We start from the raw sequence: 12,612 nt of genomic DNA, 5'->3' as shown, positions 1-12,612 counted from the left end.
GATGAGCCGTACGCAGAGATGGACCGCGGGCCGACGCGAAACTCATCGCCGGTCGCTAAAAAACCTTCCGGGAAGTCCTCAGCTCGTCAGCGGCATCGCCGCCAGCTCCGCGACGACCCAGGTCAGCGGCGTGAACACCACCGCCAGAGCGCCCGCGCGCAGCAGTGCCGCGGTGCGCAGCACGGTGGCCGGGGCGCCGAGCCGCACCAGCGCGGCGACCGTGTCGGTACGCGCCTGCCTCGCCTCGACCGCGGCCGTCGCCAGTGCCGCGACCGCGCAGCCCCCGACCACCGCCGCGCCCAGCGTCGTCAGCGGTCCCGGCGACGGACGCGTGTCGGCGTACAGCGCCGCCATGGCGTAGAAGCCCGACGCCACCGCACACACCACCCCGAGCGGCCGGCCGATCCGCCGCGCCTCCTCCTGCAGGCCGCGCCCGGCCAGCAGCCGCACGGCACCCGGGCGCACCGCCTGCAGCAGCCACCCGCACAGATGCGTCAGCGCGGGCCCGGCCAGCGCGAGTCCCAGCGCGGTCAGCGCCCAGCCCGCGAGCACCGCCACGGGCCCGCCCGTGAGGCCGCCGGGCAGTGGAGCACTCGGTGCCGGGCCCGGCCGGCTCGCGTGCGCCTCGACGGCGAAGCCCGCGGCGAGCGCGGCCACCCCCCAGGGAAGTCCGCCGGGGGCGGGCTGCGGGGCGCCGGGAGGCTCCGGTGCCGGACTCTCGGCCGGCACCTCGGGCGAGTCGTCGGCGTCGGCGTCCGCGCCGCCGCCGTGCAGTGGCCGTTCGCCCCGCGGGCGCAGCGCCACAGCGGACGCCACGGACGCCGTGAACGGCACCAGGGCCAGCAGCGTGAGCGCCGCGGGGACGGGCAGAGGCTGGTCGGCGGCGAGGAGGTCCGCCGCCGCACCGTCGAACGGCATGCCGGTCGGGTCGCCGCGCAGGTGCAGGAAGCCCAGCAGCGCCAGCAGCGAGCCGAGCGAGGTCGTGAAGGCCGTGGTGGCCGCCGAAAGGGCCATCAGCCGGGCCGGGCCGAGGCCGATCGCCGCCAGACCGGACCGTGGACGGGTGCCCGGGTCGGTGCGGGCGACGGCGACCGCGAGGTACACGGTGGCCGCGATCGGCGCCAGGCACCAGGCCAGCCGCAGCGTCGAGCCGTCCGCCGCCTCCGGGTGCCCCAGCGCGTACCCCAGCGTGAACAGCAGCAGGAAGCCCGTGCCGGCCGAGGCCGCGACGACCAGGAGCCGGCGCAGCTGGATCAGGGGGCGCGCCCCGCGGGCTAGGCGGAGAGCGAGCACGTCTGACGGCCTTCCGTCTCGGAAACCGGCGGCAGGTGGACGGTGTTCACGCGCCGCCCGTCCAGCAGGGACACCGTCCGGTCGGCCAGACCGGCTGTCTGGGCCGGGTGGGTGGCGATGACGACGGTGATGCCGTGCGAGCGGGCCGCCGTGCTGAGCGTGCGCAGCACCTGGGCGCCGTCGGCACGGTGCAGGGAGGCGGTGGGCTCGTCCGCGAAGAGCACGGTCGGGCAGGTGGCGAGGGCCCGGGCGACGGCGATCCGCTGCCGATGCGCCTGGGTCAGCTCATGGGGGCGCCTGCGGGCGCTGTCGCCGACGTCGAGGCGTTCCAGCCACTCCAGTGCGGCGGTCTTGGCGCGGCGGCGGCTCGTGCCGCGCAGCAGGAGCGGCAGCGCCGCGTTCTCCCAGGCGTTCAGTTCGGGGACCAGCATCGGCACCGGATCGATCCAGCCGAACCGGTCGCGCCGCAGCTTCTCGCGGGTGAGGGGGCCCATGGTGTGCACGGGCGTGCTGTTGAACCAGACCTCGCCCCGCTGGGCGGGGAGCAGCCCCGCCAGACACTGCAGCAGGGTCGTCTTGCCGCTGCCGCGCGGGCCGGTGACGGCCAGGATCTCACCCTCGCGCACCCCCAGGGAGACCCCGCGCAGCGCGGGTGAGCCGTTGTGCTGGAAGTGCAGGGCGCGTGCCCAGAGCACGTCGTTGTCCGGCGGGGCCACCATCGCGTACACCTCGGTTCTGATCCGTTTTCCCGTGCCGATCCCCGTCCGGGGGACCCGTTCGGGCGAACGATGGCAAGGGCGATCGGTCACCTCGCACGCTAAGCAGGCGGCACCCGTGAGCCCGGACAGCGAACGGCCCCGGACCCCCGTTTCTCACTCGAACGGGTGGCCCGGGGCCGCTGCCGGTCATCCGGGAGGACGAACCCCGCACCGACGGGTCACAGCTTCGTCCATGCCTCCGTGAGGGTGGCGCGCAGGATCTGCTCGATCTCGTCGAAGGTCTCCTGGTTCGAGATCAGCGGCGGGGCGAGCTGGACGACCGGGTCGCCGCGGTCGTCGGCGCGGCAGTACAGGCCGTTGTCGAACAGCGCCTTGGACAGGAAGCCGTACAGGACGCGCTCGGTCTCCTCCTCGTCGAAGGACTCCTTGGTCGCCTTGTCCTTGACGAGCTCGATGCCGTAGAAGAAGCCGTTGCCGCGGACGTCACCGACGATCGGCAGGTCGTGCAGCTTCTGCAGGGTGGAGAGGAACGCGCTCTCGTTGTCCAGCACGTGCTGGTTCAGGCCCTCGCGTTCGAACAGGTCGAGGTTGGCCAGGCCCACCGCGGCGGAGACCGGGTGGCCGCCGAAGGTGTAGCCGTGCAGGAAGGTGTTGTCGCCCTTGTAGAAGGGCTCGGCGAGGCGGTCGGAGACGATGCACGCGCCGATCGGGGAGTAGCCCGAGGTCATGCCCTTGGCGCAGGTGATCATGTCCGGGACGTAGCCGAACTTGTCGCACGCGAACATCGTGCCGAGGCGGCCGAAGGCGCAGATGACCTCGTCCGAGACCAGCAGCACGTCGTACTGGTCGCAGATCTCGCGCACCCGCTGGAAGTATCCGGGCGGCGGCGGGAAGCAGCCGCCGGCGTTCTGCACCGGCTCCAGGAAGACCGCGGCGACCGTGTCGGGGCCCTCGAAGAGGATCTGCTGCTCGATCTGGTCGGCGGCCCAGCGGCCGAAGGCCTCCGGGTCGTCGCCGAAGATCGGGGCCCGGTAGATGTTCGTGTTGGGGACCTTGTGCGCGCCCGGCACCAGGGGCTCGAACGGCGCCTTCAGGCCCGGCAGGCCGGTGATGGACAGGGCGCCCTGCGGGGTTCCGTGGTAGGCGACCGCACGGGATATGACCTTATGCTTGGTGGGCTTGCCGACCAGCTTGAAGTACTGCTTGGCGAGCTTCCAGGCGGTCTCCACCGCCTCGCCGCCGCCCGTGGTGAAGAAGACCTTGTTCAGGTCGCCCGGGGCGTAGTCGGCGAGCCGCTCCGCGAGCTCGACGGCCTTGGGGTGGGCGTAGGACCACACCGGGAAGAACGCCAGTTCCTGCGCCTGCTTGAACGCCGTCTCCGCCAGCTCCGTGCGTCCGTGGCCCGCCTGGACCACGAAGAGACCGGCGAGACCGTCGAGGTAGCGCTTGCCCTTGTCGTCGTAGATGTAGGCGCCCTCGCCCCGGACGATCGTGGGGACGGGCGCGTTCTCGTACGAGGACATGCGGGTGAAGTGCATCCACAGGTGGTCGTACGCGGTCTTGCTGAGGTCCTTGGTACTCACGGCTATCGGGTCCTCACGGTTATCGGGTTCCCCACATGTAGGTCTGCTTCTTCAGCTTGAGGTAGACGAAGCTCTCGGTGGAGCGCACTCCGGGGACGGCCCGGATGCGTTTGTTGATGACTTCCAGCAGGTGGTCGTCGTCCTCGCAGACGATCTCCACCAGGAGGTCGAAGGAGCCCGCGGTCATCACGACGTACTCGCATTCGTCCATCGCGGCCAGCGCGTCCGCCGCGGACTCCACGTCGCCCTCGACGTTCACCCCGACCATCGCCTGCCGGCGGAACCCCACGGTGAGCGGGTCCGTGACGGCGACGATCTGCATCACGCCCTGGTCGAGCAGCTTCTGGACGCGCTGGCGCACCGCCGCCTCGGACAGGCCGACGGCCTTGCCGATCGCGGCGTACGGCCGACGGCCGTCCTCCTGGAGCTGTTCGATGATGGCGAGGGAGACGGCGTCCAGCTGGGGTGTGCCGTTCTTGGACTCGCGGGAGTCCCTCTGGTCTGCGCTTCGACTGGCCACGACCTCACTGTGCACGACGTATCGACAGTTCCGCAAGGCGGGATCGATGAAATTCGTTGTTTCTGTGATTCAACTCTGCGGATTTCGCAGTACTGGCGCAATCGAGGGTGTTGAAAACGTCGACCTTCGGACTAGGGTGGGTGTCTCAGCGATTGGACACCCGAACTTGGAGGGCCCGCAGTGAGCACCGAGCTGCGTCGTCTGCGCAACTACATCGACGGCGAATACCGTGACGCCGCCGACGGACGGACCACCCAGGTGGTCAACCCCGCGACCGGTGAGGCGTACGCGACCGCCCCGCTGTCCGGGCAGGCGGACGTCGACGCCGCGATGGCGGCCGCCGCGGCGGCCTTCCCCGGCTGGCGCGACACCACGCCCGCGGAACGCCAGAAGGCCCTGCTGAAGATCGCTGACGCGTTCGAGGAGCGCGCCGAGGAACTGATCGCGGCCGAGGTCGAGAACACGGGCAAGCCGATCGGGCTGACCCGGTCGGAGGAGATCCCGCCGATGATCGACCAGATCCGCTTCTTCGCGGGCGCGGCCCGGATGCTCGAGGGGCGCTCGGCCGGCGAGTACATGGAGGGGATGACCTCGATCATCCGCCGCGAGCCGGTCGGCGTCTGCGCTCAGGTCGCGCCGTGGAACTACCCGATGATGATGGCCGTGTGGAAGTTCGCCCCGGCGATCGCGGCGGGCAACACGGTCGTGCTGAAGCCGTCGGACACCACCCCTGCGTCCACGGTCCTGATCGCCGACATCATCGGCTCGATCCTGCCCAAGGGCGTCTTCAACGTCATCTGCGGCGACCGCGAGACCGGCCGCATGATGGTGGAGCACCCGACCCCGGCGATGGCCTCCATCACCGGTTCCGTCCGCGCCGGCATGTCGGTCGCCGAGTCCGCGTCCAAGGACCTCAAGCGCGTCCACCTGGAGCTGGGCGGCAAGGCGCCGGTCGTCGTCTTCGAGGACACCGACATCGCGAAGGCCGTCGAGGACATCTCGGTGGCGGGCTTCTTCAACGCCGGCCAGGACTGCACGGCCGCCACGCGCGTCCTCGTCCACGAGTCGATCCACGACGAGTTCGTGGCCGCGCTCGCCAAAGCCGCCTCCGAGACGAAGACGGGACAGCCGGACGACGAGGACGTGCTCTTCGGCCCGCTGAACAACCCCAACCAGCTGAAGCAGGTCTCCGGCTTCATCGAGCGCCTGCCCGCACACGCCAAGGTCGAGGCCGGCGGCCACCCGGTCGGCGACAAGGGCTACTTCTACGCCCCGACGGTCGTCTCGGGCCTCAAGCAGGACGACGAGATCATCCAGAACGAGGTCTTCGGCCCGGTCATCACCGTGCAGTCGTTCTCCGACGAGGATCAGGCCGTCCAGTACGCGAACGGCGTCGACTACGCCCTCGCCTCCTCGGTGTGGACCAAGGACCACGCCCGCGCGATGCGCATGTCCAAGGCTCTCGACTTCGGCTGTGTGTGGATCAACACGCACATCCCGCTGGTCGCGGAGATGCCGCACGGCGGCTTCAAGAAGTCCGGCTACGGCAAGGACCTGTCGGCGTACGGCTTCGACGACTACACGCGCATCAAGCACGTGATGACGTCGCTCGACGCGTAGCCGACGCGGCTCGACGCGTAGCCCTGCGGGGCCGGCGCGAGCAACGCGGCCCCGGGCGGGAGTCGTTCCGCCCGGGGCCGCGGTGTGCCCGGGGTGCGGGCAGTGGCCGGCGGCCCGTCGCCCGGCCCCGGGCGCGAGCCGGATGTCAGCGGTTGAACGCGGGGAACCCGAACCGCTGCGCGACGGCCGCGCCGTCGCCCTTCGCGTCGGTGGCGTCGACGGAGTACACGAGGGTCCGGGACAGGTCGCGGGTGGCGGCGATCACCGTGGCATAGCCCGGGCGGGAGCCCGTCTTGCCCCAGATCACCCTGCCGTTCAGCTCCAGCCGCTCCAGCGCCGCCCCGTACCGCGCCCCCGGCACGTCGGGGAGCGTGAACATCTCCTCCAGCTGCGGCCCGGGCACGACCCGGCCGCGGAACAGCGCCACCAGCAGCCGTTCCAGGTCCGCGGTCGTCGAGATCATGTCACCGGCCGCCCACCGGTCGGACATGTTCCAGTCGGTCACGTCGACCAGCCTGCCGTCGATCCAGTCGTATCCGCGGTTGTGCGGACCGTGGATACGCGGATCGGACCCCTTCGGGAACGAGGTGTCCCGCATGCCGAGCGGCCGGAAGATCCGTACGGCCGCCTGGTGCGCGTACGAGTCACCGGTGATCCTCTCGATCAGCATGCCGAGGACGGTGTAGTGGATGTTGGCGTAGTCCTGCCGCGTGCCGGGCGCGAACCCCGGGCCCTTGGCGACCGAGGCCGCCACGACCTGACGTGGCGTCAGCGTCTCGAAGCGGTGCGCGTATCCCTCCTCGACCGTCTCCCCGAGGGACGCCCCCGGCCGCAGTCCGCTCGTGTAGTTGAGCAACTGCCGTACGGTGACGGGCCCGAAGTCCTTGGTCAGCAGCCCCGGCAGATACTGCTGCACGGTGCCGTCCAGGCTGATCCGCCCCTCGGCGGCGAGCTGCAGCACGATCGCCGCGGTCACCACCTTGGTCACCGAACCGGCCCGGAAACGGGCGTTGGCCAACGCCGGCGCCCCCGTCCGGACGTCGCGCACCCCCGCGACGCCGCGCCAACTTCCCTGGCCCCCCACGCGGATGAGCGCGGCGGTGGCGTCATGGTCGGGCAGCCCGGCGATCGCGGCGCGCAGGGCCTCGGTGTCGGGTCCCCCCGTCGCGGACGCCGGGGTCATCCGTGCCGCGGACGACGGAGCCGCGGAGTGCGCGGAGGCGACCTGGGCCAGGGGGAGGGCGGTCAGGCTCAGGGTGAGGGCGGTGGCGAGCGCGACGGCGGCCGGACGTAACTGCATGGGATGCTCCCTGATCGACGGGATGTCGGTGATCATCCTGCGGGCCGTTCCGGTGTCGGGGGATCCCCTCGGAGTAGGGCGCGGCCCCGGCATGGGACCGAGGGTCGCCCCTAGGGGAACGGAGCCGGTCGAGCCGCGGAGGCGTGTGTTCCGGGTCGCGCCGAAAAACTGTTATCCCGGCCCCCGCCCCTCCGTCTCCCTCAGCGCCCCCAGATCCCGACGCCCAGGAGCGAACCGCGTGAGGCACGGGCACCCCGACCGCACCCGCCCCCACAGCCGGCCACGACGGAGGATCCGTCCCGGTATCGACGGATGTCCGGCCTTCCGCCGCGAGCCGTCGTGGACCGCCCGCCCCGTGGATCCCGGCCGTGGCTGAGACTGTACGTCCGCAGGGCGGTACGACGACCAGGGAGAGGACGCACGTGGACACCCGGCAGTGGCGTTCCACCATCGCGGCGGCGCAGGCCGGTGACCGGCACGCGCTGGACGAGCTGGTCGCGGGCTGGCTACCGCTCGTCTACAACATCGTCGGCCGCGCGCTCAACGGCCATGCCGACGTCGACGACGTCGTGCAGGAGACGATGCTGCGTGCGGTCGGCAACCTCGGCGCCCTGCGCGATCCGGACAGCTTCCGCTCCTGGCTGGTGGCCATCGCCATGCGGCAGATACGGGACCGCGCGCGCCGCCGGACGTCCGAGCCGCTGGCCGGGGACGCCGGGGACCGGGCCGCCGACTTCGCCGAACTCACGGTGTTGCGGCTGCAGTTGGAGGGCCAGCGGCGCGAGGTCGCGGAGGCGGTGCGCTGGCTCGACGACGAGGACCGGCAGCTGCTGTCGCTGTGGTGGCTGGAGGTCGCGGGCGAGCTCACCCGCCGGGAGCTGGCCGCCGCCGTCGGCATCAGCCGCCAGCACGCCGCCGTCCGGGTGCAGCGGATGAAGGCGCGCCTGGAGGCGGCCCGCGGCATCGTCCGGGCGCTGGAGGGTGCCTGCCCCGAGCTGGCCTCCGTCACCGCCCGCTGGGACGGCCGGCCCCGCTCCCTGTGGCGCAAACGGCTGGCGCGGCACATCCGCGACTGCCCGGTCTGCGCCGGGGCCGAGAGGGCCGTCGTGCCCGCCGAACGGCTGCTCGCCGGGATCGCGCTCGTCCCCGTCCCGGCCGGCTTCGCCCTGTCGCTGGCGCTGGGCGGCAAGACGTCCGCGGCGGCCGTCTCCGTCGGCTGGTCCGCCAAGGTGCTCGGCGCGCTCGCCAAGCCCGCCGTCGTCGTCACGGCGGGCGTGACGATCGTCGCGGGCGGCGCGTACGTCGTGACCCGGCCACCCCAGGCGCCGCCCGCCCCGGAGATCACGCCCACGGCGGCGAGCACGGCCCGCCCGCCCACGCACACCCCGCCGAGCGTTGCGCCCTCCCCGTCCACGGCCAGCCCCACACCGTCGAAGACGGCGGACCTGTACGGCACGGTCGTCGACGCTGTCGACAACGCCCCCGCCGCGAACGTCCCGCCGGGGCCGCTGCCGCACCGCCCCGAGTCCGGGATCACCAGCAGCGGCGGCCCGAGGACCGTCATGCAGCACCGCGGGGAGAGCGTCACCCTCACGGGCCAGGGCTACGTCCTGGTGCGCTGGTACATCGCGCCGAAGAACCGGCCGGGCAACCTGGTCATGCCGGCCTGGACCGGCCTGAAGGGAAAGCTGTTCCACGTGGCGTCCGGCGGCGGCCGCCGGATGGACGACCCTCTCGTCGGCAGCCCCGGCGGCTACGCCACCGGCATGGGCGGACCTGCCATCGGGTACGCCGTCCTGCCGGCCGGCACCCAGCAGATGTGGCAGAACGAGTACTTCTACCTCGACGGTTCCGTCACCCTCACCCTCAACGAGCACGGCTGCGACTACGGCGTCACCGTCTTCCCGTCGAGCTGGGACGCGGTGAACAAGGACATCCGGACGGGCCCCGCCCAGGGCGCGATCCGCTACGGCATGGTCCGCGACAACGGCAAGGACACCGCGCCGGTTCCGCAGTACGTCACCCGAGCAACCCCGGCCGATCCGGCGACCGTCCCTCAGCGTTCCCGCGTGTAGTCGCCCACCGGTCCCTGCAGCGCGCACAGCGCGTCGATGCGGTTGGTGGTGATGGAGTCCACGCCCGCCTCGAGCAGGCGCCGCATGGAGCGGCGGGTGTCCGGCGTCCACACGGACAGCAGATGACCGCCCCGGTGCACCCGGGCCGCCAGGTCCTGGTCGACCAGGCCGAAGCGGTAGTTGAGCCAGCGCGGGCGCACCGCGTCGAGCAGCGCGGGCCGCGGCGGGGCGAGGGTCGTCCAGGTCAGGGCGATCTCCGCCGCGGGGTCGGCGGCGCGCACCGCCAGCATGGTCTCGGCGCCCGCGCAGTAGTACACGCGCTCGGCGGCCCCGCAGTCCCGGACGATGTCGACGATCCGGCGTACCGCGCGGAACGAGGGGCCGCCCGGCAGGTCGATCATCACCCGGCTGCCGTCGGTCGCCGCGAGCGCGTCCGTCAGCGTGGGCACGCCGCCCGCCGTCAGGCCCCGCACCTCGTCCGAGGAGAGCGCCGCGAGCGGGCGGTCCTGCTCCCACAGACGCTTCAGCGTCCCGTCGTGCAGCAGCACGGGCACACCGTCCCGGGTGAGCCGTACGTCGATCTCCACCGCGTCCGCGCCACGCCGGAGCGCGGAACGCAGCGAGTCGATCGTGTTCTCACGGTGGTGGTAGGGGTCGCCGCGATGGGCCACGGCGGTCACGGTACGCATGGGGCTCATTGTGACGGTGGTCAGCCGCGCAGTGGCCCGCCGGGGGCGATGGCCGGGCGATGCGCGGGGCGTCAGGGCGCCAGCCAGGCGGTGGTGTACGCGTCGATCTCGGCCGACAGTGCCGCCTTGCCGGCGTCGTCGAGGAACGACGCCTCGACCGCGTTCCTGGCGAGAGCGGCCAGCCCCCGCTCGTCGAGGTCGAGGAGCCGCGCGGCGACCGCGTACTCGCTGTTGAGGTCGGTGCCGAACATCGGCGGGTCGTCGGAGTTGACGGTGACGAGGACCCCGGCGCGCATGAACTCCTTGATGGGGTGCTCGTCGAACGAGCGGACCGCGCGCGTGGCGATGTTGGAGGTCGGGCACACCTCCAGTGGGATGCGGTGCTCGGCGAGGTGGGCCAGCAGCTTCGGGTCGCGGGCGGAACTGGTGCCGTGCCCGATGCGCTCGGCCCGCAGCTCGTTCAGCGCGTCCCAGACCGTCTCCGGCCCGGTCGTCTCGCCCGCGTGCGGAACGGAGCGCAGGCCGGCCGCTATGGCGCGGTCGAAGTAGGGCTTGAACTGCGGCCGCGGTACGCCGACCTCGGGACCGCCGAGCCCGAACGAGACGAGCCCCACGGGACGCAGCCGGTCGTCGGTGGCGAGCCGGACCGTCTCCTCGGCCGAGACGAGCCCGGCCTCGCCCGGGATGTCGAAGCACCAGCGCAGCACGGTCCCGAACTCGGCCTCCGCGGCCTTGCGGGCGTCCTCGATGGCGTCCATGAACGCGCGCTCGTCGATGCCGCGGCGGGTGGACGAGTACGGGGTGATGGTCAGCTCCGCGTAGCGGACCTGCTGGCGGGCCATGTCGCGGGCGACCTCGTACGTCAGCAGGCGGACGTCCTCGGGGGTCCGGATCAGGTCGACGACCGACAGGTACACCTCGATGAAGTGGGCGAAGTCGGTGAACGTGAAGTAGTCGGCCAGAGCCTCGGGGTCGGTGGGCACCTTGGAGTCGGGGTGGCGGGCGGCCAGTTCCGAGACGATGCGGGGGGAGGCGGAGCCGACGTGGTGGACGTGCAGTTCGGCCTTGGGCAGTCCGGCGATGAAGGCGTGCAGGTCGCTCACGGCGGGAGCGTCGCGGTGGTCGGTCAAGGTTCCTCCCCGGGAACGGCGTCCCGGCGCCGGGACAGGGCGCGGGCGGGACGCGGGTGATCGGCTGATCGGTGACGTGCGGGATCATCGTAGGGCGCGGGCCGCGTCGGGGAGACGCGGCCGTAGCATGACGGGACATTCGACAAAGGGGGGCCCACGCATGTCCGACGACGCCCAGCGCCCGGGAACACCTCAGGACGCGGCACCGGACGGGTGGGCCTTCCCGGGCCACGGGACGGGCGGGACCGACGGGACGGCGGGCGGACAGGCGCCGGGCGCCCCGGACGGTGCGGGCGGCGGGATACCGGGTGCGCCCGCCGAACGGGCCTCCGGAGTGCGGCTCGACAAGCCCGCCCCCGACCCGTGGGCGCCCCCCGCCGACCCCCGGGAAACCGTCGCCTCCGGCGGCGGCAGCCCTTCCGTGCCCGGCCGCCCCACGGCCGTCCCGCCCGCGGGTCCCGCCCTGCCGGGCACCCCGCCGCAGGGGCCCTGGGCCGGCCCGTACGCCGCTTCGGGCCCCGGCATCGCAGCCCCCCGGCACCCCCTTCGCTCCTTCGCCCGCCGTCCAGGGCGGGCCCGTGCCGCCGCCCCCCATCGGGCCCGAGGGCCCCGGGCAGGTGCCGTACGGCTATCCCCCGTACCCCGGATATCCGGGGTACGGAGCGGCCTACGGCTCCCAGGGCGCCGGCTACGGCTGGCCCGGTATGCCCCTCCCGCCGAGCAACGGCATGGGGATCGCCTCACTCGTGCTCGGCGTCATCTCCCTCGTCCTGTTCTGCCTCGGGCCGGTGGCCATGATCGGCGGTGTGCTCGCCGTGATCTTGGGCATCCTCGGCCGCCGCAAGGCGCGCCGGGGGGAGGCGACGAACGGAGGCATGGCCCTGGCCGGCCTGATCTGCGGAGCGGTCGGCTTCGTCCTGAGCGCCGTCCTGCTCATCGTCCTCCTCGCCATCCCGGACGAGAGCAGCGACGACCCGGGGACGGGCACCGACGACGGCTACTCGGCCTCACTGGTGACGGGCGCCGTCGGCTGATCCACCGGACGCCTCTGACCCGCGGCCAGCCGCTCCCGCGCCTCCATCAGCGCGAACCCCAGCAGGTTCGGCCCTCGCCACCGCTCGGGATCCGTCGCCCGTTCGTCGTCCGCCGCGAGCCCGATGCCCCACACCCGGTCCAGCGGGCTCGCCTCGACGAGCACACGCTTCCCGGTGCCCAGCAGGAAGTCCCGCAGCTCCTCATGCGCGGCGAACTTGTGGACGCTGCCCTCGACGACGATGCCGAACCGCTCGCGCTCCCATATCGCCTCGTCGAAGCCGCGCACCAGCCGCCCGGCCTTCTTCGCGACCGCGGGCTCCGGCGACTGGAGCACCTTCCGCTCCGCCTCCGCGTCGTCGAAGAGCCGCGCCTTCGACGCCATCATCCAGTGCTCCGCCGTCGGGTACTCCACGCCGTCCACGGTGAACGGCGACGGCCACCACTGGCTGAGGCAGCTCGCGCCGATCCGCCCGTCCCCGCGCGGCCGGTGCCCCCAGAAGTGGAGGTACTTGATCCTCGCCCCCGAGTGGACCTCCCTGATCAGGGCGTCCCACGAATCGATCTTCCCCATGCCGCCGAGTCTGGCACGCACCACTGACATTCCGTCCCCGCTTTACGGGTTGCACTCGACACCTGGTCGACAGATTC

At 72.5% G+C, this 12,612-nt stretch carries 11 protein-coding genes; 3 read left to right on the top strand and 8 right to left on the bottom strand.

The genetic code is table 11. The annotated features are described in order from the left end of the window. Positions 1-78: 78 nt before the first annotated feature. From C3488_RS15185 to C3488_RS15170, 4 genes are all read right to left on the bottom strand, one after another. Positions 79-1,293 (bottom strand): hypothetical protein, encoded by a 1,215-nt coding sequence (locus C3488_RS15185; RefSeq protein WP_103839941.1) that lies wholly within the window; start codon positions 1,291-1,293, stop codon positions 79-81. Continuing rightward, a complete protein-coding gene (locus tag C3488_RS15180) occupies positions 1,275-2,012 on the bottom strand; it encodes an ABC transporter ATP-binding protein (RefSeq protein ID WP_103839981.1) in 738 nt (245 codons plus the stop codon). The genes C3488_RS15185 and C3488_RS15180 overlap by 19 nt, the downstream gene beginning before the upstream one ends. A gap of 218 nt (positions 2,013-2,230) precedes the next feature. Further along, complete coding sequence (locus C3488_RS15175) at positions 2,231-3,595, bottom strand: aspartate aminotransferase family protein (protein ID WP_103839940.1); 1,365 nt, start codon at positions 3,593-3,595, stop codon at positions 2,231-2,233. A 19-nt stretch (positions 3,596-3,614) separates the two neighbouring features. Further along, a complete protein-coding gene (locus C3488_RS15170; protein ID WP_103839939.1) occupies positions 3,615-4,130 on the bottom strand; it encodes an Lrp/AsnC family transcriptional regulator in 516 nt (171 codons plus the stop codon). Between the two features lie 165 nt (positions 4,131-4,295). Between C3488_RS15170 and C3488_RS15165 the strand changes: the two genes are divergently transcribed. Next, positions 4,296-5,735, top strand: coding sequence for a gamma-aminobutyraldehyde dehydrogenase (locus C3488_RS15165; RefSeq protein ID WP_103839938.1), 1,440 nt, complete (start codon positions 4,296-4,298; stop codon positions 5,733-5,735). 145 nt (positions 5,736-5,880) lie between these two features. Here C3488_RS15165 and C3488_RS15160 read toward each other — a convergent pair whose 3' ends face one another. Then, positions 5,881-7,035, bottom strand: coding sequence for a serine hydrolase (locus tag C3488_RS15160; RefSeq protein WP_103839980.1), 1,155 nt, complete (start codon positions 7,033-7,035; stop codon positions 5,881-5,883). Between the two features lie 422 nt (positions 7,036-7,457). Between C3488_RS15160 and C3488_RS15155 the strand changes: the two genes are divergently transcribed. Further along, complete coding sequence (locus tag C3488_RS15155; protein ID WP_103839937.1) at positions 7,458-9,110, top strand: RNA polymerase sigma factor; 1,653 nt, start codon at positions 7,458-7,460, stop codon at positions 9,108-9,110. On the opposite strand, the gene C3488_RS15150 is transcribed toward C3488_RS15155, so the two are convergent. Both C3488_RS15150 and C3488_RS15145 read right to left on the bottom strand, forming a co-directional pair. Beyond that, complete coding sequence (locus tag C3488_RS15150) at positions 9,092-9,799, bottom strand: glycerophosphodiester phosphodiesterase (RefSeq protein WP_103839936.1); 708 nt, start codon at positions 9,797-9,799, stop codon at positions 9,092-9,094. The genes C3488_RS15155 and C3488_RS15150 overlap by 19 nt on opposite strands. A 71-nt stretch (positions 9,800-9,870) precedes the next feature. Then, a complete protein-coding gene (locus C3488_RS15145) occupies positions 9,871-10,929 on the bottom strand; it encodes an adenosine deaminase (protein ID WP_103839935.1) in 1,059 nt (352 codons plus the stop codon). Between the two features lie 578 nt (positions 10,930-11,507). Between C3488_RS15145 and C3488_RS15140 the strand changes: the two genes are divergently transcribed. After that, on the top strand, positions 11,508-11,963 hold the full coding sequence (locus C3488_RS15140) for a DUF4190 domain-containing protein (protein ID WP_103839934.1): 456 nt from the start codon (positions 11,508-11,510) through the stop codon (positions 11,961-11,963). Here C3488_RS15140 and C3488_RS15135 read toward each other — a convergent pair. Then, a complete protein-coding gene (locus C3488_RS15135) occupies positions 11,927-12,565 on the bottom strand; it encodes an NADAR family protein (protein WP_103839933.1) in 639 nt (212 codons plus the stop codon). The genes C3488_RS15140 and C3488_RS15135 overlap by 37 nt on opposite strands. Positions 12,566-12,612 lie beyond the last annotated feature (47 nt).

This window comes from Streptomyces sp. Ru72 (assembly GCF_002920635.1).
Lineage (GTDB): Bacteria > Actinomycetota > Actinomycetes > Streptomycetales > Streptomycetaceae > Streptomyces.
The sequence above is the reverse complement of the archived record's forward strand: the minus strand, read 5'-3'. Positions and strand labels throughout refer to the sequence as shown.

What these genes read in the sequence shown, in the direction of transcription:
- C3488_RS15180 (WP_103839981.1), bottom strand. Translation starts at nt 2,012, where the DNA reads ATGGTGGCCCCGCCGGACAACGACGTGCTCTGGGCACGCGCCCTGCAC.
- C3488_RS15160 (WP_103839980.1), bottom strand. Translation starts at nt 7,035, where the DNA reads ATGCAGTTACGTCCGGCCGCCGTCGCGCTCGCCACCGCCCTCACCCTG.
- C3488_RS15150 (WP_103839936.1), bottom strand. Translation starts at nt 9,799, where the DNA reads ATGCGTACCGTGACCGCCGTGGCCCATCGCGGCGACCCCTACCACCAC.
- C3488_RS15135 (WP_103839933.1), bottom strand. Translation starts at nt 12,565, where the DNA reads ATGTCAGTGGTGCGTGCCAGACTCGGCGGCATGGGGAAGATCGATTCG.